Raw genomic sequence first — 19,245 nt, forward strand, 5'->3', positions numbered from 1 at the left:
GCTCACGCCCACAGGGGTCAGCATGAAGGCTTAGTTCATCTCTGCTTCAACGCGATCCCGTCCCGCCTGCTTCGCCGCATAAACCCCAGAATCCGCCCGCAGCAACAGCGCATCCGCGCCCTCCCCGACTCGCCAACTGGCGATCCCGAAACTCGCGGTCACGACCCCGACGCCTTCGATCGGTGAACTGCGCAAGGCTTGCCACAGTTGCAAGGCCAGCACGTGGGCCTGTTCGCCGCCGATGTCCGGGCACAGCACCATGAATTCCTCGCCACCCAGGCGGCAGAACACGTCGGTACGTCGCAGACGATGGCCGATGCGCTCGCACACGGCCTGCAACACCCGATCACCCACGGCGTGGCCATGCTGGTCATTGATGCGCTTGAAGTGGTCGATGTCGAGCATGATCACCGACAACTCGCCACCCCCGCGCTCGACCCGAGCCATTTCGGTGGTCAGGCGCTCTTGAAAGTAACGGCGGTTGTGAATTCCGGTCAGGGAGTCGGTGATCGACAGCGCCCGCAGTTCTTCTTCCACCCGTTTCAGGTCGGAAATGTCCGAGATATAGCCATGCCAGAGCACGCCGCCGCCCGGCAGTTCCTCCGGGGTCGCCTCGCCGCGAACCCAGCGCAGACCGCGCTGCGGCAGTTGTACCCGGTACTCCTCGCGCCACGGGCTGAGCGTATTCGCCGATGCGCGTATCGAGTCGCGAACGCGGGTTGTGTCCTGGGGATGAATCCGCGTGAAAATCGCTTCGGCATTGAGCAGCAAAACGTCCGGCTCGAGTTCATAGATCTCGCGAATCCCGTCGCTGGCGTAGATCACACTGAATCGGCCGTCGAATTCCATCTTGAATTGATAAATGCCACCGGGCACATGGGCGCTGAGCTTTTTCAGCAACAGGTCTCGGGCGGCCAGGGCCTCGTGGACACGCTTGCGTTCGGTGATGTCGATGCAGATCGCCAGATGCCCGACCCACAGGCCTTGCTCGTCGAGCACCGGGGTCGCGAGCATGTTCACGGTCAAATGGCTGCCGTCCTGGCGGACCAGCGTCCACTCCCGCGCTTCATGACCGCCCTCTTCTCCACCTTCGACCAACATCGCCTGGCAGGTCGGAATCGGCTTGCCATAGCGCGCACTCAATTCCGCCGAGCGTGCAACCAGCTCTCGGGGAAAGTGAAGGTTTTCCAGGGTCATGCGCCCCACCACTTCAGCGCTGGAGTACCCCAGCATTTGCTCGGCCCCGGCGTTGAAGGTGTTGATGACACCTCGCAGGTCGGTGGCGATGATCGCCACTTGCGTCGCAGCATCCAGCACGCCGCGCAACTGGCCGTGAGTGCCGCGCAATTCCTGCTCGCGGGCGTGCAGCTCCTGGGTGCGCTGCTCGACCATTTTCAGTGCGCGCTGGCGTTGGCTGACCAGCATGTAGAGCAACGCACTGAGCAGCACACTGAGCAAGCCACCGAGCACCACTAGGCTGGTCACCGAGGAATGGTTGGCTTTCAGAAAGGCTTCGCTGGGCAGGATATCGACTTGATAATCGTGGTCGGCCATACGCAACAGGCGTGTCGCGGACAATTCACTGGGCGCAGGCGGGTTAGAGGACTCGTAAAGCACTTCGTGCTGATCGTCGGTGGACAGATCGAGGATGCGTACCGAGAGATAGTCGTAACTGGCCTCCGGCAACCCGTCCGCCAGCAACTGGCGCATGCTGATCACGGCCATGACATATCCGTAGGGTTTCATGTCCGCCGTCGCCGCATCACGCTGACGCTTCACCGGCGCCACCAGCAGCACGCCACGCGCATACGCCGGCTCGATGCCGACCAGATGCATCGGCTGCGAGACGGCCATGCTGCCCAGTTTGTCCGCCCGATCAAGGGTGGCGCGGCGTAACGGCTGGGCAAACAAGTCGTACCCCAGCGGCGAGCCGAGTCGGCTTCGGGTCTGGCTGTAGAGCACCGCTACGTATTCATCCCGCTCGGCAGCCAATTGCAGCTGGCCCTCGGCATTGAGCTCACGCAGAGTGAAGTTGCTCAAACCTTCTTCTTCACGCACCTTGCGCTCGAACGCCGCCCGCTCGGCACGGGTGACCCGCGCCGCGAATGAATACGCCTGCGTGCGGTGCAGCAGCGGTTGGGTGTAACCGTCGAACTCCGCGCGGGAGACTGACTCGGAATTGGCGAAGAACCGGCGCAGGCCGTCGAGGCGCTGCTCCTGATCTTCGAAACGTTCTTCGATGCGGCTGTAACGTTCGCTGGCGAGCAGCTGGAAACGTTGCCGTAATTGATGGTGATACAGATTCAGCGTCGACCAGGCCAGCAATCCAGTGAGAACCCCACCGACGAGCAATACCAGCAGCGCGACCAACCAGGCCGAGACATCTTCACTGATAAAACCCAGGATCTTGGGGCGCACGGCGTGCAACGACATAAACGCAACTCAAAACGCCAGGTGCGGGAAAGCCCATTGGCCATGCGTTGAGTTATAGCTATTAGCCATCAATTTGACCAGCACAGAAAGAAGCCAAGAGCCTTTAAAATCAAGGCTCTGTGGATCCAATCCCTGCAAGTGTCAACGAGCCGTGATTTTCCAGGCACGGTGGATCTTGCCATTACGGGCGAAATCCGGATCGATGGTCTGGGCGGTGATTTCTTCAACGGCATAACGCGCGCTGAGGTTTTCCTCGAGCGTGAACTTGCGGAAGTTGTTGGAGAAGTACAACACGCCGCCCGGCGCCAGGCGCGCCATGGCCAGGTCGATCAACTGCACCTGGTCGCGCTGCACGTCGAAGATCCCTTCCATGCGCTTGGAGTTGGAGAACGTCGGCGGGTCGATGAAGATCAGGTCGTACTCGTCTCGGCAGGCATCGAGCCACGCCATCACGTCACCCTGCTCCAGACGGTTCTTGTCGGAGAAACCGTTCAGTGACAGGTTGCGACGCGCCCAGTCCAGGTAGGTTTTCGACAGATCGACGCTGGTAGTGCTGCGCGCGCCGCCCTTGGCCGCGTGAACGCTGGCGGTCGCGGTGTAGCAATACAGGTTGAGGAAGCGCTTGCCGGCCGCCTCTTTCTGGATGCGCATACGCATTGGGCGGTGGTCGAGGAACAGTCCGGTGTCGAGGTAGTCGGTGAGGTTGACCAGCAGCTTCACGCCGCCTTCGTTGACCTCGACAAACTTGCCCTGGGCCGCTTGGCGTTCGTATTGCTTGGTGCCGCTCTGACGCTCGCGGCGCTTGACCACCACGCGGCTCTTGTCGATGTTCAAGGCCTGCGGAATCGCCGCCAGGGCATCGAACATGCGCGCCGAGGCTTTTTCCGGGTCGATGGACTTCGGCGCAGCGTATTCCTGGACGTGGACCCAATCGTGATACAGGTCGATGGCCATGGAATATTCCGGCATGTCGGCATCGTAGACGCGGTAGCAATCAATGCCCTCGCGCTTGACCCACTTGCCCAACGCCTTGAGGTTCTTTTGCAGGCGGTTGGCGAACATCTGCCCGCCTTCGCTCAAGCGCGGTTGCTCGATCACTACCGGGGCCGGTTTGATCGGGTTGCCGTTCTTGTTGTACTTCTCGTATTTGCCCGGCGCTACGTCGTTGTCGGCGACTTCGACTTCGGCTTGAACTTGTTCACGCTCGACCTGACGCTGTTCCGGGGTGCGACGCTCGCCGGTGACGAACTGGTCCGGCGTGACTTTGATCAGCAGCAATTTGCACGGCAAGGCGCCGTTCCAGAACGAATACTGTTTGTGGCTGCGGATGCCCATGCGCTTGCCCAGGTCCGGCGCGCCGGTGAACACCGCCGCTTCCCAGTTCAGGCAGGCCTGACGCAGACGCTCGCCAAGGTTCTGGTAGAGGTAGAGCAGGCTCGCCTCGTCGCCCAGACGCTCGCCATATGGCGGGTTGCAGATCACCAGACCTTTCTGGTTCTGGTCCGGACGTGGCTCGAACGTGCCGACTTCGCCCTGGTAGATCTTGATCCACTCGCTCAGGCCCGCACGTTCGACGTTGTTGCGGCCCGGTTGAATCAGGCGCGGATCGGCTTCGTAACCGCGAATCCACAGCGGTGGCTTGGCCAGGCCGGCGGCGGCGCGTTCGGTGGCTTCTTCGTGGAGCTTTTTCCACAGCGCCGGCACGTGGCCGAGCCAGGCGGTGAAGCCCCACTGTTCGCGACGCAGGTTCGGCGCCATGTCGGCGGCGATCATCGCCGCTTCGACGAGGAACGTACCGACACCGCACATCGGGTCAGCCAGTGCGCCGCCTTCGGCCGCAATGCGTGGCCAGCCGGAACGGATCAGGATCGCGGCCGCGAGGTTTTCCTTCAGCGGCGCCGCGCCCTGCTGCAAACGATAACCGCGCTGGTGCAGGCTGTGACCGGAGAGGTCGAGGGAGAGAATCGCTTCGCCACGGTCCAGGCGCAGGTGAATGCGCAGGTCCGGGTTGAGCTTGTCGATGGACGGACGATCGCCCTGCGGAGTGCGCAGTTTGTCGACGATGGCGTCTTTGACTTTCAGGGCGCCGAAGTGCGTATTGTCGATGCCCGAGCCGTGGCCGCTGAACTCGACGGCCAGGGTGCCGTCATTGAGCATGTGGTCTTGCCACTCGATGTCGAGTACGCCGTGGTACAGGTCTTCGGCGTCCTTCATCGGGAAACGCTTGAGCACCAGCAGCACCCGGTTCGCCAGACGCGACCACAGGCACAGGCGATAAGCGGTTTCCATGGTGGCCATGCCGCGCACGGCAGAGGTGTGCTCACGTGCTTCTTCAAGGCCAAGCCCGACGGCTTCCTCGATCAGCAGGCCTTCAAGGCCTTTGGGACAAGTGAGGAAGATTTCGAATTGATCGGACATTGGAATCTCAGAGCCTTTAGCTAAGTGAACCGGCAACGCATTGCCGGCCCGGTTTTCAATCAGGCGCTTTTCTAAAAGAGCGCCCGCGTGGCACGAAGGTGTGCCGTCCCACCTGTGCTGCTCAGGTTAGAAGAGCTTAGATGCACAGGCAGATAAAAAAGTTGATGCAACAAAATGTCATAAGTCGACCCTTCGTCGAATAATCGTCCTGCTTAACAGGAGCCATTCTCACAAAGGATTAACTCCATCATTCTGTGGGGGGCCGATCATACAGGGCTTTGACCAAGAAACACGGGACAAACATCGAGTTACTTATGGCCTTAGCATCTTTATGGTTACGTTCTTATGACAAAACGATCATTCCCTCGATGTGACGCATTGGTTAGAACTCAACACAGGTTGACGCCGCAACGACGTCAACACCTTGGCTCGCGACGCCGGCAGCGAGCCCCAACGGCAGGAGTTTTTTTCTGCCAGACCTCAATTGAGGTCGACGCGATAAATACAGTCAACAAGTGAGGGCAACACCCTATGAGAAGACTTAAGCGTGATCCGTTGGAAAGAGCATTTTTGCGCGGATATCAATATGGCGTTGGTGGCAAATCCCGTGAGCTTTGCCCATTTACTCTACCGTCGGTACGCCAAGCCTGGATTAACGGCTGGCGAGAAGGACGCGGCGACAACTGGGACGGTATGACCGGCACTGCGGGAATCCACAGACTCAACGAACTTCACGCCGTCGGCTAACACAGGGCACAACACTCCGACACGACAATCTGATTACGTAACGACTTACCACGCACGCCCCATCCGGGCGGCGGGCTCCGGCCCAGGGGCTCCTTCGAGGAGCCCTTTTTTATGCCCGCCAATTACCTGGAATCTGAACACTGCTTTTGTGGCGAGGGTGCTTGCTCCCGCTGGGCTGCGAAGCGGCCCCAGAACCAGTCACAACTCGGAGTGTCAGGTAAAACGCGGTTGCGGGGTTTACGACTGCTTCGCAGCCGCGCGGGAGCAAGCTCCCTCGCCACAAAAAACCTCAACGCCAGGACCTGCTCAGCCCTTCAGCGCAGCGCCGCGATGGCGTCGACGGACTCGCGAATCAGCGCCGGGCCTTTGTAGATGAAGCCGGAATAGAGCTGCACCAGGCTAGCACCCGCAGTGATTTTCTCAGCCGCATGCTTGCCTTCGGTGATGCCGCCCACGGCGATGATTGGCAAGCGACCCGCCAGTTCCGCCGCCAGTACCTTCACGGTGTGGGTGCTCTTGTCGCGAACCGGTGCGCCGGACAGACCGCCCGCCTCATCACCATGCTCCATGCCTTCAACGCCCACACGGCTCAGGGTGGTGTTGGTGGCAATCACTGCGTCCATCCCGGTTTCGATCAGCGCTTGCGCGACCTGAGCGGTTTCTTCATCGGTCATGTCCGGCGCGATCTTGATCGCCAGCGGTACATGTTTGCCGTGGCGCAGGGCCAGTTCCGCGCGACGGGTCGCCAGATCAGCCAGCAATTGCTTGAGCGAATCGCCGAATTGCAGGCTGCGCAGGCCCGGGGTGTTCGGCGAGCTGACGTTGACCGTCACGTAACTGGCGTGGGCGTAGACCTTGTCCAGGCAGATCAGGTAATCGTCGACCGCGCGCTCAACCGGCGTATCGAAGTTCTTGCCGATGTTGATGCCCAGCACGCCCTTGTACTTGGCCGCCGCCACGCGTGCCAGCAGGTGATCGACGCCGAGGTTGTTGAACCCCATGCGGTTGATGATCGCCTCGGCCTCCGGCAGACGGAAAATCCGTGGCTTGGGGTTACCCGGCTGCGGACGCGGGGTGATGGTACCGATTTCGACAAAGCCGAAACCCAGCTGGGCAAACCCGTCGATGGCCGCACCGTTCTTGTCCAGACCGGCCGCCAAACCGACCGGGTTCGGAAACTCCAGGCCCATGACGCTGACCGGCATTTTCGCCGGCGCCTTGCACAGCAGACTGTTGAGGCCCAAACGCCCGCCCGCGCCGATCAGGTCCAGGGACAGATCGTGGGAGGTTTCCGGGGAAAGTTTGAACAACAGCTGACGGGCCAGGGTGTACATGGGCGGTTTTGACTCGAATGGCGGCGAAATGAGGCGGCGATTATAGCCGGGCATCGGTGCCGCAAGCGAGGCGCGCAACAAAATCAGCGGACGATGGCATATGCCTTGCACCCTCACTGACATCAGCACTCATGCCAACGGCGGGATGAGTCGAAAGACAAAGGCGTCGTCACTTGGCCTTGCCCTGGCAAGCAGCCCGGTACGACGCTTTTTTTTGGAAGGTGTTTAACCATGAATGAAACCACAGCGGGCCCACTGGCCTGGGTCAATGGCAGCGATGCCCCGGAAAAGACTGAGATCAACCTCGGCTTCATGGCCCTGAGTGACTGTGCCTCGGTGGTGGTCGCGGCCACGCAGGGTTTCGCGCAGCCTTACGGCCTGACCCTGAACCTCAAGCGCCAGTCGTCCTGGGCCAACCTGCGGGACAAACTGGTCAGCGGCGAACTCGACGCCGCCCACAGCCTGTACGGCTTGATCTACGCCGTGCACCTGGGCATCGGCGGCGTGGCGCCGACCGACATGGCGGTGCTCATGGGCCTGAACCAGAACGGCCAGAGCATCAACCTTTCTCATGGCTTGCAGGCCTTGGGGGTGACCAGTCCTGAAGCACTGGACCGGCACGTGCACCAAAGTCGCCCAAAACTGACCTTCGCCCAGACATTTCCGACAGGCACCCACGCCATGTGGCTGTATTACTGGCTCGCGAGTCAGGGCATTCATCCGTTGCAGGACGTCGACAGCGTGGTGGTGCCACCACCACAGATGGTCGCGCACCTGCAAGCCGGACGCATCGACGGTTTCTGCGTCGGCGAACCGTGGTCCGCCAGCGCGGTGAAGCAGAATCTGGGGTTCACCATGGCAACGACCCAGACCATCTGGCCCGATCACCCGGAAAAAGTCCTCGGCTGCACTCGCGCCTTTGTCGAGCAGTACCCCAACACCGCCCGGGCGTTGGTGATGGCGATCCTCGAAGCCAGCCGCTTCATTGAAGACGGCAGCGAGAACCGCCGCAGCACCGCGAAGCTGTTGAGCGCGCCCGAATACCTTGATGCACCGCTCGATTGCATCGAACCGCGCTTGCTTGGCGACTACGCCGATGGCCTCGGCAATCGCTGGCAGGACCCGCACGCGCTGCGTTTCCATGCGGGCGGTGAGGTCAACGTGCCGTACTTGTCCGATGGTATGTGGTTCATGACCCAGTTCCGCCGCTGGGGCTTGTTGCGCGACGACCCGGATTACCTCGGCGTGGCCCGTGAGGTCCAGCAACTAGACTTGTATCGTGAGGCCGCCAGCGCAGTCGGTGTTGCCGCCAAGGGTGAGGACATGCGCAGCAGCCAATTGATCGACGGCAAAATCTGGGACGGCTCCGACCCGACCGGCTATGCCCGCAGTTTCAAGCTGCACGCCATGAGCGAAAGCTCGCACCGAATCGCCAGCCGCTGACAGGAGATTGCGAATATGTTGCGTATCCTGCTGATCAACGACACCGCGAAGAAAGTCGGTCGCCTGAAAGCAGCCCTGACCGAAGCCGGGTTCGAGGTGATCGACGAATCCGGCCTGACCATCGACCTGCCCGCGCGCGTCGAAACGGTGCGTCCGGATGTGATTTTGATCGATACCGAGTCACCCAGCCGCGATGTGATGGAGCAAGTGGTGCTCGTGAGCCGCGACCAACCGCGACCGATTGTGATGTTTACCGATGAACATGACCCCGATGTGATGCGCCAGGCAATCAAGTCCGGGGTCAGTGCCTACATCGTCGAAGGCATTCACGCACAACGCTTGCAGCCGATTCTCGACGTGGCCATGGCGCGCTTTGAAAGCGACCAGGCCCTGCGCGCCCAGCTCAACGCCCGCGACCAGCAACTGGCCGAGCGCAAGCGCATCGAGCTGGCCAAGGGGCTGTTGATGAAGATGAAGGACTGCAACGAGGAAGAGGCTTACACCCTCATGCGCCGCCAGGCCATGAGCCGGCAGCAGAAACTGATTCAGGTGGCGGAGCAGATTATTGCCATGAGTGAACTGCTCGGCTGAAGCCTTGCGAAGTCTGTGAAGACGCCTTCGCGGGCAAGCCTCGCTCCTACAGGTGCCCACGACATCTGAACTCACCACAAAACCTGTAGGAGCGAGGCTTGCCCGTGAATGGCCGCAACGCGTCATCAAGGTGTTGGCACAGATCTCGCTAAGTAATCCATACAGGTAACCAACGGCGGTTGCCCCACCTACGACAAAGACGTCGCTCACCTCATTTGCCCACGGCGAATCGGGTGGCGGCGTTTTTTCGTTTTGGCCCCAGAGATCGGGGCCGGTGGTGCGGCCGAGGCGGCGCCCCACCTGCAAGCTTCTGACTCCTTCTCGAGACTCCCTACAGCTGAGGTGCGCGATGAATTCAAGCTTCTGGAAATCTGGCCATACCCCGACATTGTTCGCGGCCTTCCTCTATTTCGACCTGAGTTTCATGGTCTGGTACCTGCTCGGCCCACTGGCGGTGCAGATCGCCACCGACCTGCAACTGACCACCCAGCAACGCGGGCTGGTGGTGGCCACGCCGATTCTGGCCGGGGCCATACTGCGCTTTTTGATGGGCTTGCTGGCTGATCGCCTGTCGCCCAAGACCGCTGGCCTGATCGGCCAGGTGATCGTCATCTGCGCCCTGTTCGTTGCCTGGAAACACGGCATCCACAGTTACGAACAAGCGCTGCTATTAGGCTTGTTTCTCGGTGTGGCCGGCGCATCCTTCGCCGTCGCCCTGCCGCTGGCCTCGCAATGGTATCCGCCGCAACACCAAGGCAAGGCCATGGGCATCGCCGGGGCCGGCAACTCGGGCACCGTGCTTGCCGCATTGATCGCCCCGGTGCTGGCGGCCGCCTTCGGCTGGAGCAACGTGTTCGGTTTCGCCCTGATCCCGCTGATCCTGACCATCATCGTGTTCGCCTGGCTGGCCAAAAACGCCCCTGAACGGCCGAAAGCCAAGTCCATGTCCGACTACTTCAAGGCCTTGGGCGACCGCGACAGTTGGTGGTTCATGTTTTTCTACAGCGTGACCTTCGGTGGCTTCATCGGCCTGGCCAGCGCCCTGCCCGGCTATTTCAACGACCAATACGGCCTGAGCCCGGTCACCGCCGGCTACTACACCGCAGCTTGCGTGTTCGGTGGCAGCCTGATGCGCCCATTAGGCGGCGCGCTGGCCGACCGATTCGGCGGGATTCGCACGTTGCTGGGGATGTACACCGTTGCAGCGATCTGCATCGCGGCGGTGGGTTTCAACCTGCCGAGTTCCTATGCAGCGCTGGCACTTTTCGTCTGCACCATGCTCGGTTTGGGCGCGGGTAACGGCGCGGTCTTCCAATTGGTCCCGCAACGTTTTCGTCGGGAAATCGGTGTAATGACCGGCTTGATCGGCATGGCCGGCGGCATCGGCGGTTTCGCACTGGCGGCGGGCATGGGCGCGATCAAGCAAAGCACTGGCAGTTATCAAATGGCCCTGTGGTTGTTCGCCAGCCTTGGCGTGCTCGCCTGGTTCGGCCTGCACGGGGTGAAACGTCGCTGGAGAACCACCTGGGGTTCGGCCGCTGTGACCGCTGCCCGGGTCTGAGACCGCAATGAGCCTGCAATTGAGTTTTGCCGAAGCGAGCGCCATCGGCCCTCGCGAGGAAAACCAGGACGCCCTGCGCCTGGTCACTCCGGCCCCGGCGCTGGCGGCAAGCAAGGGTTACCTGTTTGCCATCGCCGACGGGGTCAGCCAGTGCGCCGACGGCGGTCTCGCCGCCCGCTCGACCTTGCAGGCCCTGGCGCTGGACTATTACGCCACCCCGGAAACCTGGGGTGTCGCGCAAGCGCTGGATCGCCTGCTGCTGGCGCAAAATCGCTGGTTGCAGGCCAATGGCGGTGGGCAACCATTGCTCACCACTGTCAGTGCTTTGGTCATGCGCGGCAGGCGTTTTACCTTGGCCCACGTCGGCGATTGCCGGGTGTATCGCTGGCACGCCGACACCTTGCAACGGGTCAGCGAAGATCACGTCTGGGACCAGCCGGGCATGCAGCATGTGCTCAAGCGAGCGCTGGGGCTCGATCAGCATCTGGTCCTGGATTTTCTCGATGGTGAACTACGGCTCAACGAAAGTTTTGTGCTGCTCAGCGACGGCATCTGGGCGGTGCTGGGCGACACCGCCATTGCGGCGATTCTGCGCGACCAACCGGACCTGCACAGCGCGGCGCAAACCCTGGTCAGCGCAGCGCACCTGGCGGGCAGTCAGGACAATGCCAGCGCCCTGTTGGTGCGAGTCGATGCCCTCGGTGAGACGAGCATTGGCGATGCGCTGATTCATCTGCAGCAATGGCCACTGCCACCCGCACTGAAACCGGGCCAGATGTTCGAGGGCTGGCAGGTCGAAGGGATGCTCGGCCAGAGCCAGCAGTCGCTGCTCTATCGGGTTCGCGACAGCCAACAACACCCCTGGCTGCTGAAAACCTTGCCCGCCGCACTTCGCGACGATCACCTCGCCGGGCAGGCTTTGCTGTCGGAGGAATGGTTTCTCAAGCGCGTGGCCGGACGGCATTTCCCTGAAGTTCATGCCGCCAGTCAGCGTCAGCATTTGTATTACGTGATGCGCGAGTATTCCGGTTCCACTCTGGCGCAGTTGCACGAACGGGTTGCGGCGCTGCCGCTGGCGCAATGGCAGGATCTGGCCGAGCGTCTGCTCAAGGCCGTCGGCATGCTGCATCGCCGGCAGATTCTTCATCGCGACATCAAACCGGAGAACCTGTTGCTGGGCGACGACGGTGAATTGCGCTTGCTGGATTTCGGCCTCGCCTACTGCCCCGGTCTGTCAGAAGATCAACCCACGACCTTGCCCGGCACGCCGAGCTATATCGCGCCGGAAGCCTTTGCCGGTGAGGCACCGACACCGCAACAGGATCTGTACGCAGTCGGTGTCACCCTGTATTTCCTGCTGACCGGGCATTATCCCTACGGCGAAATCGAAGCCTTCCAGCGTCCACGCTTTGGCGTGCCCGTCAGCCCCAGCCGTTACCGCCCCGACCTGCCGGACTGGATCGCGCAAAGCCTGGAGCGCGCGGTCGCGGCGGATCCGGGTCAACGGTTTGAAACGGCGGAAGAATGGTTGCTGTTGCTGGAGCAGGGAGAGCGACGCAGTTTGAGTGTGCGGCCCAGACCGCTGCTGGAGCGCGAGCCGTTGAAGGTCTGGCGGACGCTGGCGCTGGTGATGTTGGTGGTGAATCTGGTGCTGCTGGTTTTGCTGTTTCATGGCTGATTCCGCGTCGTGCCCATCGCGAGCAGGCTCGCTCCCACAGAGGATCTCCAGTATCCGGGAGACCACTGTGGGAGCGAGCCTGCTCGCGATGGCGGACTGACAGCCCCGCCAGCCCCATCAGCAACTCGCTCCATTAATGGGCAACGCGCTTTGATTCGGTGCAATAAATCGGACGCTTTGACTCAAAACTGTTATTTCCCGCTCTAAACCCGGGTTCTGACGACTTGGCACAACCACTGCATTACCTCTCCCAACAGACATAAAGCCCAGCCTTCAACGATGAAGGGTGTGCTTCCCGAGAGAACGGGACCAGGACAAAGGCGTCCTCGCTAGGCAACTAGCGGGACGCCTTTTTTTGTTTGCGCAAAATATGTCGAGCAAGACCTGACAGCCCTGATGAGGCGGGTCCGAGCTCCCCGGAGAACCTGATGAAAAAACTAAAACTGGTGATGATCGGCAACGGCATGGCCGGGGTTCGTACCCTGGAAGAACTGCTCAAGTTGAGCAACGAGCTGTACGACATCACGGTCTTCGGCGCCGAACCCCATACCAACTACAACCGCATCCTGCTGTCACCGGTACTGGCCGGTGAACAGACCTTCGACGAGATCGTACTGAACGATCTCGACTGGTACCTGGACAACAACATCAAGTTGCTGCTCAACCGCAAAGTAGTGGAGATCGACCGGATCAAACGCCGCGTGATCGCCGACGACGGCACCGAAGCGGAATACGATCGCCTGCTGATCGCGACCGGCTCGACCCCGTTCATCCTGCCGATCCCCGGCAACGCTTTGCAGGGTGTGATCGGCTATCGCGACATCGCCGACACCCAGGCCATGATCAACACCGCGAAAACCCACAAGCACGCCGTGGTGATCGGTGGCGGTCTGCTCGGCCTGGAAGCTGCAAACGGTCTGATGCTGCGCGGCATGCACGTCACCGTGGTGCACATCGGCGAGTGGCTGCTGGAGCGGCAGCTGGACAAAACCAGTGGCCAACTCCTGCAAACCGCCCTGGAAGCCCGCGGCCTGCATTTTCGTCTGAGCGAACAGACCCAGGCCCTGCACGATGCCGGCAACGGCCGGGTCGGCTCGGTTGAATTCAAGAATGGCGACATCATCCCCGCCGACCTGGTGGTCATGGCCGCCGGCATCCGCCCAAGCACCGAACTGGCGGAAAAATCCGGCATCCCCTGCCATCGCGGGATTCTGGTCAATGACACCCTGCAAACCTATGACCCACGGATCTACGCCATCGGCGAATGCGCCAGCCACCGCGGAACCGCCTACGGCCTGGTCGCGCCGCTGTTCGAGCAAGCCAAGGTCTGCGCCAACCACCTCGCGCAACTGGGCTTCGCCACCTACAAAGGCTCGGTGACCTCGACCAAATTGAAAGTCACAGGCATCGACCTGTTCTCCGCCGGCGACTTCATGGGCGGCGAAGGTACCGAAACCATCACCCTCTCCGACCCGATCGGTGGGGTCTACAAAAAACTGGTGATCAAGGATGACGTGCTGGTCGGCGCCTGTCTGTACGGCGACACGGCCGATGGCGGGTGGTATTTCCGGCAGATTCGTGAAAATCACGACATCGACGAGATCCGCGATCACTTGATGTTCGGCGACGCTTCGTTCATGGAGCAGGCCATCGGCGACGCAGGACACTCAGGCAGGGAAGCAAGCTGATGAACCAGATTACCGCTTCCACCTGCTGCTACTGTGGGGTCGGCTGCGGCGTGCTGATCGAGCATGACGGCGAGCGCATTCTCGGCGTCAGCGGCGATCCGAGTCACCCGGCGAACTTCGGCAAGCTGTGCAGCAAGGGGTCGACCTTGCACCTGACGGGCGACTTGACCGCGCGAGCGTTGTACCCCGAACTGCGCCTGGGCAAAGGCCTGGCCCGCAGCCGCACCGACTGGGACACCGCCCTCGACCACGCGGCCAATGTCTTTGCCCGAACCATCGCCGAACACGGCCCGGACAGCGTGGCGTTCTACATTTCCGGGCAGTTGCTGACCGAGGACTATTACGCCTTCAACAAACTGGCGCGAGCGCTGGTGGGCACCAACAACATCGACAGCAATTCGCGGCTGTGCATGTCATCCGCAGTGGTCGGCTACAAGCGCAGCCTCGGGGCCGATGCGCCGCCATGCAGCTACGAAGACCTGGAACTGAGCGACTGCGTGATGATCGTCGGCAGCAACATGGCCTACGCCCACCCGGTGCTGTTTCGTCGCCTGGAAGAAGCCCGGTCCCGCCGCCCGCAGATGAAAGTCATCGTCATTGACCCCCGTCGTACCGACACCTGCGATTTGGCCGACCTGCACCTGGCGATTCTTCCCGGGACCGATGTCGCCTTGTTCCATGGGATTTTGCACCTGCTGCTGTGCGAAGACTGGGTCGACCGCGATTTCATCCAGGCTCATACCGAAGGTTTGGCCGAACTGACCAATCTTGTACGCGATTACACGCCGTCAATGGTGTCGCAGCTGTGTGGGATCGAGGTCGAGCAATTACAGGAATGCGCCAGATGGGTCGGCACCTCCACGAGTTTTCTGTCGCTGTGGTGCATGGGATTGAACCAGTCCACCGCCGGTAGCGCCAAAAACAGCGCACTGATCAATCTGCACCTGGCCACCGGGCAAATCGGCCGTCCCGGCGCAGGACCGTTCTCCCTCACCGGTCAGCCAAATGCCATGGGTGGACGGGAAACCGGCAGCCTGTCGAACCTGCTGCCGGGCCATCGCGAAGCGGCCAATGCCGAGCATCGCGCGGAAGTGGCGGCCTATTGGGGCGTTGATCAACTTCCGGAAAATGCCGGGCTTACCGCGATCGAGTTGTTTGAACAGGTTCGCTGCGGAAAAATCAAAGCCCTGTGGATCGCCTGCACCAACCCGGCCCAATCGTTGCCGGACCAGACCGCCGTGCGCGCTGCCCTGGAGGCCTGCCCGTTCGTGGTGTTGCAGGAAGCCTTTCGCACCACCGAAACCGCCGCGTTCGCCGACCTGCTGTTGCCTGCCGCCAGTTGGGGCGAAAAGGACGGCACGGTGACCAACTCCGAACGGCGCATTTCCCACGTTCGCCGGGCCATCGTCGCACCGGGTGAAGCGCGTTCCGACTGGGCGATCACGGTGGATTTCGCACAACGCCTGGAAAAACAGCTGCGCCCCGGGCAAAACAGCCTGTTTGCCTTTGAAACGCCGGCGCAGGTCTTCGACGAATACAAACACCTGACCCGCGGGCGTGATCTGGACTTGTCCGGCATCAGTCATGAGCTGATCGACCGCCTCGGCCCACAACAATGGCCCTTCCCCACTGGCGCCAGCGAAGGCACTGCACGCCTGTATCTCGACGGTATTTTCCCGACCGCCAGCGGACGTGCTCAGTTTGTGGCCGATCCGTATCGCGCGGCCAGGGAACAACGCGACGCACACTTCCCGCTGACGCTGATCACCGGTCGCTTGCGCGATCAATGGCACGGCATGAGCCGCACCGGCACCGCCGCGCAGCTGTTCGGGCATGTCAGCGAGGCCGTGTTGAGCCTGCATCCGGATGAAATGCGTCGGCATCGTCTGCAACCCGGCGATCTGATCAGCCTGAAAAGTCGGCGCGGCGCGGTAATCGTGCCGGTCGCCAGCGACGACAGCGTGCGGCCTGGCCAGGCCTTTCTGCCCATGCATTTTGGTGACCGTTTCCTCAAGGGCGGCGTGAACACCCTCACCCTGCCCGCTTTCGATCCGCTGTCAAAACAACCGGAACTCAAACACAGTGGCGTGCGACTTGAGCCGGTGCAGTTGCCGTGGCAGCTGTTCGCCCTGGTCGAAGGCAATGTTCAACAACATTTTGAGACGCTACGACCGCTCTGCGAGGCGTTTTCCTACGCCAGCCTCAGCCTGGTCGGCCGTGAACGCCCTGCGCTGCTGATACGCGCTGCCAGCGCCACCGCGCCTGATCCGCAACTGCTGCGTGACATCGATCAGTGCCTGGCGCTCAACGACGGTCCCGTACTGGCCTACGACGACCCACGACGCTCCATCGGCAAACGCGTGCGGATCGAGAACGGTCGGATCACCGCGATTCGCCTGGCCGGCGAAACACTCGCCCAACACTGGCTGCAAAACCTCTGGTTTGAGGGACGCGTCGACGAACAACTGCGCCGTTGGCTGCTGGCACCACTGAGCGCGCAGCCGGGTAACGCGGGCACGGCGGCAGCGGGCACCAAAACCCTTTGCAACTGCAAGAACGTCAGTCAACGCGCGGTCTGCGCCGGCATCAGCCGTGGCCTGGACTTGCAGGGCCTGAAACAAGAATTGGGCTGCGGCACGCAATGCGGCTCCTGTGTACCTGAAATCAAGCGTCTACTGGCTGCCACTGCGCAGCCGATCGCCGTTATCGCGTGAGGAAAATACGATGAGCGCAAAAGTCTGGCTGGTGGGTGCAGGTCCCGGCGACCCTGAATTGCTGACCCTCAAGGCTGTTCGGGCGTTGAGAGAAGCAGATGTTGTGCTGATCGACGATCTGGTCAATGACGCGGTGCTGGAGCATTGCCCCGGCGCGCGGATCATTCCTGTGGGCAAACGCGGCGGCTGTCGTTCCACGCCTCAAGCCTTCATTCATCGCCTGATGCTGCGTTATGCCCGCCACGGCAAATGCGTGGTACGGCTCAAGGGCGGCGATCCGTGCATCTTCGGTCGCGGCGGTGAAGAGGCACAGTGGTTGCGCGAGCACGGCGTTGAAGTCGAACTGGTCAATGGCATCACTGCCGGGCTGGCGGGTGCGACGCAATGCGATATTCCGCTGACCCTCAGAGGCGTTGCCCGTGGCGTGACGCTGGTCACCGCCCACACTCAGGACGGCAGCAGCCTGAACTGGCAGGCCCTGGCCCAGGGCGGCACGACGCTGGTGATTTATATGGGCGTGGCGAAGCTGAGCGAGATCCGCGAGCAGCTGCTGGCCGGGGGGATGGCGGCGGATATGCCGGTGGCGATGATTGAAAACGCGTCCCTGGCGCACCAACGGGAATGTCGGAGCAATTTGACGGCCATGGAACAGGATGCCTCAGCATTCGAATTGAAAAGCCCGGCGATCCTGGTCATTGGCGCGGTAGCAGCCCGCTCTGCGCTTTACTGTGGGAACGAGTCTGCTAGCGAAGCGGACTTGTCCGTCGACATCAATGCTGGATATCAACGCGCCTGACGGCTCGCCCCTCACCAAATCGCAGACAAAGAAAAGCCCGGCCTAAGCCGGGCTTTTCTCAGAGCTGCGGGCTAATTACTTAGCTTGAGCTTCAACCTGCGCTTCTACGCGACGGTTTACAGCGCGGCCAGCTTCAGTTTTGTTGTCAGCAACTGGGCGGGATTCGCCGTAGCCAACAGACTGAACGCGGGTCGATTCAACACCGTACTGGTTGGTCAGAACTTGCTTAACGGCGTTTGCACGACGCTCGGACAGTTTCTGGTTGTAAGCGTCAGGACCGACGGAGTCAGTGTGACCTTCAACAGTAGTGGTGGTGGATGGGTACTGTTTCATGAAATCAGCGAGGTTTTTGATGTCGCCGTAGCTGTTAGGCTTGACTACCGACTTGTCGAAGTCGAATTTCACGTCCAGTTCAACACGAACAACTTCAGCAACTGCTGGGCAGCCATCAGCGTCAACAGTTACGTTGGCTGGGGTGTCCGGGCACTTGTCAACGTTGTCGCAAACGCCATCGTTGTCGCTGTCGGAGCAGACTTCAGCTGGTGCTGGAACTGGAGCAGCAGCAGGCTTGGAGCCGCCACCGAAGTTCACACCGATACCGACGCTTGGAGCCCACTCGGTGTCGCCTTGGTCGATGTTGTACTGAGCTTCAACGCCAGCACGGGCATAGAAGTTGTCAGTGAAGTACAGCTTGGCACCGCCGCCAACGTTGGCGAAGGTCGAACGGTTGCGGCCGTTGCTGCCATTCTGGTCGATGCTCTGGTCCGAGAAACCGGCAGAGACGTAAGGACGCAGCATGTCACCTGGGTTGTTGAAGTGGTACAGAGCGTCCAGAGCGGTGTTAGCGCCCTTGATGTTACGACCGTCGTCGGAACGAACGTTGTGCACTTCGTCGTAGCCCAGACGCAGTTCAACGTCGTCGGTCAAGAAGTAACCGATCGAGCCGCCGAACAGGTTGCCGTTGTTCTTGAAGTTACGAGCGCTGTCGAATTGTTCTTTCTTAGCGAAGCCTTCGATTTCAACTGCGCCTTGGCCTTGTGCCAGAGCGCCGAACGAAGTGGCGGCAATCAAAGAACCAATGGCCAAGCCCAAGGTGTTTTTCAGTTTCATCCGTTAAATCCCCATCTGGTGATTGTGAAGCAGTCCCGCAAACCGGGGGACAACTCGGCGGCAAGTCTATCAGAACTTGCCTACACGTAAGAGATATTTGCGCCGAACTAAGTTTCAGCAATGCCTGCAAATTTCTCACGCAATTTGTCTAGAGCGCGTTTGTACCGCATTTTTGTTGCACTCAAACCCATGTGCATGATGTCTGCGATCTCCTGAAACTCCAGCTCTGCGACAAATCGTAGCACCAGAATTTCACGGTCAATCGGGTTCACATACACCAGCCAGCGATCAAGTCCACCCTTATCCTCGGGTTTCGGCGTCTTTTCTTCAGACGCTTCCTCGAGGGGGTCCAGACTCAAAGCGTCCATCAAGCGACGCTTTCGCCGTTCCTTCCGATACTGTGTGATGCATTCGTTGTACGTGATGCTGTAGAGCCACGTTTTGAACTTCGATTTTCCCTCGAAGTTCTTCAGGCCATACAACACCTTCAACATCACTTCCTGACAGACATCGTCCGCGTCGCGATCGTTCCCCAGATATCGTGCGCAGACGTTAAATAATGTTCGTTGGTAACGCCGCATCAGTTCTTCATAGGCGCGTGTTACGTGAAACAGCTCGGTATGCGAGCGCGCGACCAACTCCTCATCAGAGAGCTCGCGGGGGTCGTAGCGCGTGGAGAGCGATTGAGCTTTATTCAAAACAAGTCGGGCCGACAGTCAGGTCAATGTCCGC

General features: G+C 60.8%; 12 protein-coding genes and 1 pseudogene. 8 read left to right on the forward strand and 5 right to left on the reverse strand.

What is annotated here, in order from left to right; all coding sequences use genetic code 11:
* Positions 1-30 precede the first annotated feature (30 nt).
* Both JIO00_RS20080 and rlmKL read right to left on the reverse strand, forming a co-directional pair.
* On the reverse strand, positions 31-2,433 hold the full coding sequence (locus JIO00_RS20080) for a sensor domain-containing diguanylate cyclase (RefSeq protein ID WP_200666713.1): 2,403 nt from the start codon (positions 2,431-2,433) through the stop codon (positions 31-33).
* A gap of 141 nt (positions 2,434-2,574) precedes the next feature.
* Positions 2,575-4,851, reverse strand: a complete 2,277-nt coding sequence (gene rlmKL, locus JIO00_RS20085) for a bifunctional 23S rRNA (guanine(2069)-N(7))-methyltransferase RlmK/23S rRNA (guanine(2445)-N(2))-methyltransferase RlmL (RefSeq protein ID WP_010456487.1) — start codon at positions 4,849-4,851, stop codon at positions 2,575-2,577.
* Between the two features lie 531 nt (positions 4,852-5,382).
* Between rlmKL and rmf the strand changes: the two genes are divergently transcribed.
* Complete coding sequence (rmf, locus tag JIO00_RS20090; protein WP_003223300.1) at positions 5,383-5,598, forward strand: ribosome modulation factor; 216 nt, start codon at positions 5,383-5,385, stop codon at positions 5,596-5,598.
* A 314-nt stretch (positions 5,599-5,912) separates the two neighbouring features.
* Here the strand turns inward: rmf and JIO00_RS20095 are convergent, their stop codons facing one another.
* Positions 5,913-6,932, reverse strand: coding sequence for a quinone-dependent dihydroorotate dehydrogenase (locus JIO00_RS20095; protein WP_010456498.1), 1,020 nt, complete (start codon positions 6,930-6,932; stop codon positions 5,913-5,915).
* 231 nt (positions 6,933-7,163) lie between these two features.
* Between JIO00_RS20095 and JIO00_RS20100 the strand changes: the two genes are divergently transcribed.
* The 7 genes and pseudogenes from JIO00_RS20100 (at position 7,164) to cobA (ending at position 17,403) form a co-directional block, all read left to right on the forward strand.
* Positions 7,164-8,375, forward strand: a complete 1,212-nt coding sequence (locus tag JIO00_RS20100) for a CmpA/NrtA family ABC transporter substrate-binding protein (RefSeq protein WP_200666715.1) — start codon at positions 7,164-7,166, stop codon at positions 8,373-8,375.
* A gap of 15 nt (positions 8,376-8,390) precedes the next feature.
* Complete coding sequence (locus JIO00_RS20105; RefSeq protein ID WP_008146285.1) at positions 8,391-8,966, forward strand: ANTAR domain-containing response regulator; 576 nt, start codon at positions 8,391-8,393, stop codon at positions 8,964-8,966.
* A gap of 349 nt (positions 8,967-9,315) precedes the next feature.
* Positions 9,316-10,527 (forward strand): nitrate/nitrite transporter, encoded by a 1,212-nt coding sequence (locus tag JIO00_RS20110; protein ID WP_077748200.1) that lies wholly within the window; start codon positions 9,316-9,318, stop codon positions 10,525-10,527.
* A 7-nt stretch (positions 10,528-10,534) separates the two neighbouring features.
* A complete protein-coding gene (locus tag JIO00_RS20115; RefSeq protein WP_169856750.1) occupies positions 10,535-12,205 on the forward strand; it encodes a bifunctional protein-serine/threonine kinase/phosphatase in 1,671 nt (556 codons plus the stop codon).
* Positions 12,206-12,633: 428 nt separating this feature from the next.
* A pseudogene (locus tag JIO00_RS20120) lies at positions 12,634-13,890 on the forward strand (NAD(P)/FAD-dependent oxidoreductase); the annotation flags it as partial.
* Complete coding sequence (locus tag JIO00_RS20125; RefSeq protein ID WP_200668660.1) at positions 13,890-16,607, forward strand: nitrate reductase; 2,718 nt, start codon at positions 13,890-13,892, stop codon at positions 16,605-16,607. The pseudogene JIO00_RS20120 and the gene JIO00_RS20125, both read left to right, overlap by 1 nt.
* 10 nt (positions 16,608-16,617) lie before the next feature.
* Positions 16,618-17,403, forward strand: coding sequence for a uroporphyrinogen-III C-methyltransferase (cobA, locus tag JIO00_RS20130; RefSeq protein ID WP_010456514.1), 786 nt, complete (start codon positions 16,618-16,620; stop codon positions 17,401-17,403).
* Positions 17,404-17,478: 75 nt separating this feature from the next.
* On the opposite strand, the gene JIO00_RS20135 is transcribed toward cobA, so the two are convergent.
* Together JIO00_RS20135 and sigX are read right to left on the reverse strand one after the other, a co-directional pair.
* Positions 17,479-18,513, reverse strand: coding sequence for an OmpA family protein (locus tag JIO00_RS20135; RefSeq protein ID WP_010456516.1), 1,035 nt, complete (start codon positions 18,511-18,513; stop codon positions 17,479-17,481).
* A 107-nt stretch (positions 18,514-18,620) separates the two neighbouring features.
* Positions 18,621-19,211, reverse strand: a complete 591-nt coding sequence (gene sigX, locus JIO00_RS20140; protein WP_010456518.1) for an RNA polymerase sigma factor SigX — start codon at positions 19,209-19,211, stop codon at positions 18,621-18,623.
* Positions 19,212-19,245: the final 34 nt, after the last annotated feature.

Source organism: Pseudomonas sp. SW-3, assembly GCF_016615645.1.
Classification (GTDB): domain Bacteria; phylum Pseudomonadota; class Gammaproteobacteria; order Pseudomonadales; family Pseudomonadaceae; genus Aquipseudomonas; species Aquipseudomonas mandelii.

What these genes read in the sequence shown, in the direction of transcription:
- JIO00_RS20080 (WP_200666713.1), bottom strand. Translation starts at nt 2,433, where the DNA reads ATGTCGTTGCACGCCGTGCGCCCCAAGATCCTGGGTTTTATCAGTGAA.
- rlmKL (WP_010456487.1), bottom strand. Translation starts at nt 4,851, where the DNA reads ATGTCCGATCAATTCGAAATCTTCCTCACTTGTCCCAAAGGCCTTGAA.
- rmf (WP_003223300.1), top strand. Translation starts at nt 5,383, where the DNA reads ATGAGAAGACTTAAGCGTGATCCGTTGGAAAGAGCATTTTTGCGCGGA.
- JIO00_RS20095 (WP_010456498.1), bottom strand. Translation starts at nt 6,932, where the DNA reads ATGTACACCCTGGCCCGTCAGCTGTTGTTCAAACTTTCCCCGGAAACC.
- JIO00_RS20100 (WP_200666715.1), top strand. Translation starts at nt 7,164, where the DNA reads ATGAATGAAACCACAGCGGGCCCACTGGCCTGGGTCAATGGCAGCGAT.
- JIO00_RS20105 (WP_008146285.1), top strand. Translation starts at nt 8,391, where the DNA reads ATGTTGCGTATCCTGCTGATCAACGACACCGCGAAGAAAGTCGGTCGC.
- JIO00_RS20110 (WP_077748200.1), top strand. Translation starts at nt 9,316, where the DNA reads ATGAATTCAAGCTTCTGGAAATCTGGCCATACCCCGACATTGTTCGCG.
- JIO00_RS20115 (WP_169856750.1), top strand. Translation starts at nt 10,535, where the DNA reads ATGAGCCTGCAATTGAGTTTTGCCGAAGCGAGCGCCATCGGCCCTCGC.
- cobA (WP_010456514.1), top strand. Translation starts at nt 16,618, where the DNA reads ATGAGCGCAAAAGTCTGGCTGGTGGGTGCAGGTCCCGGCGACCCTGAA.
- JIO00_RS20135 (WP_010456516.1), bottom strand. Translation starts at nt 18,513, where the DNA reads ATGAAACTGAAAAACACCTTGGGCTTGGCCATTGGTTCTTTGATTGCC.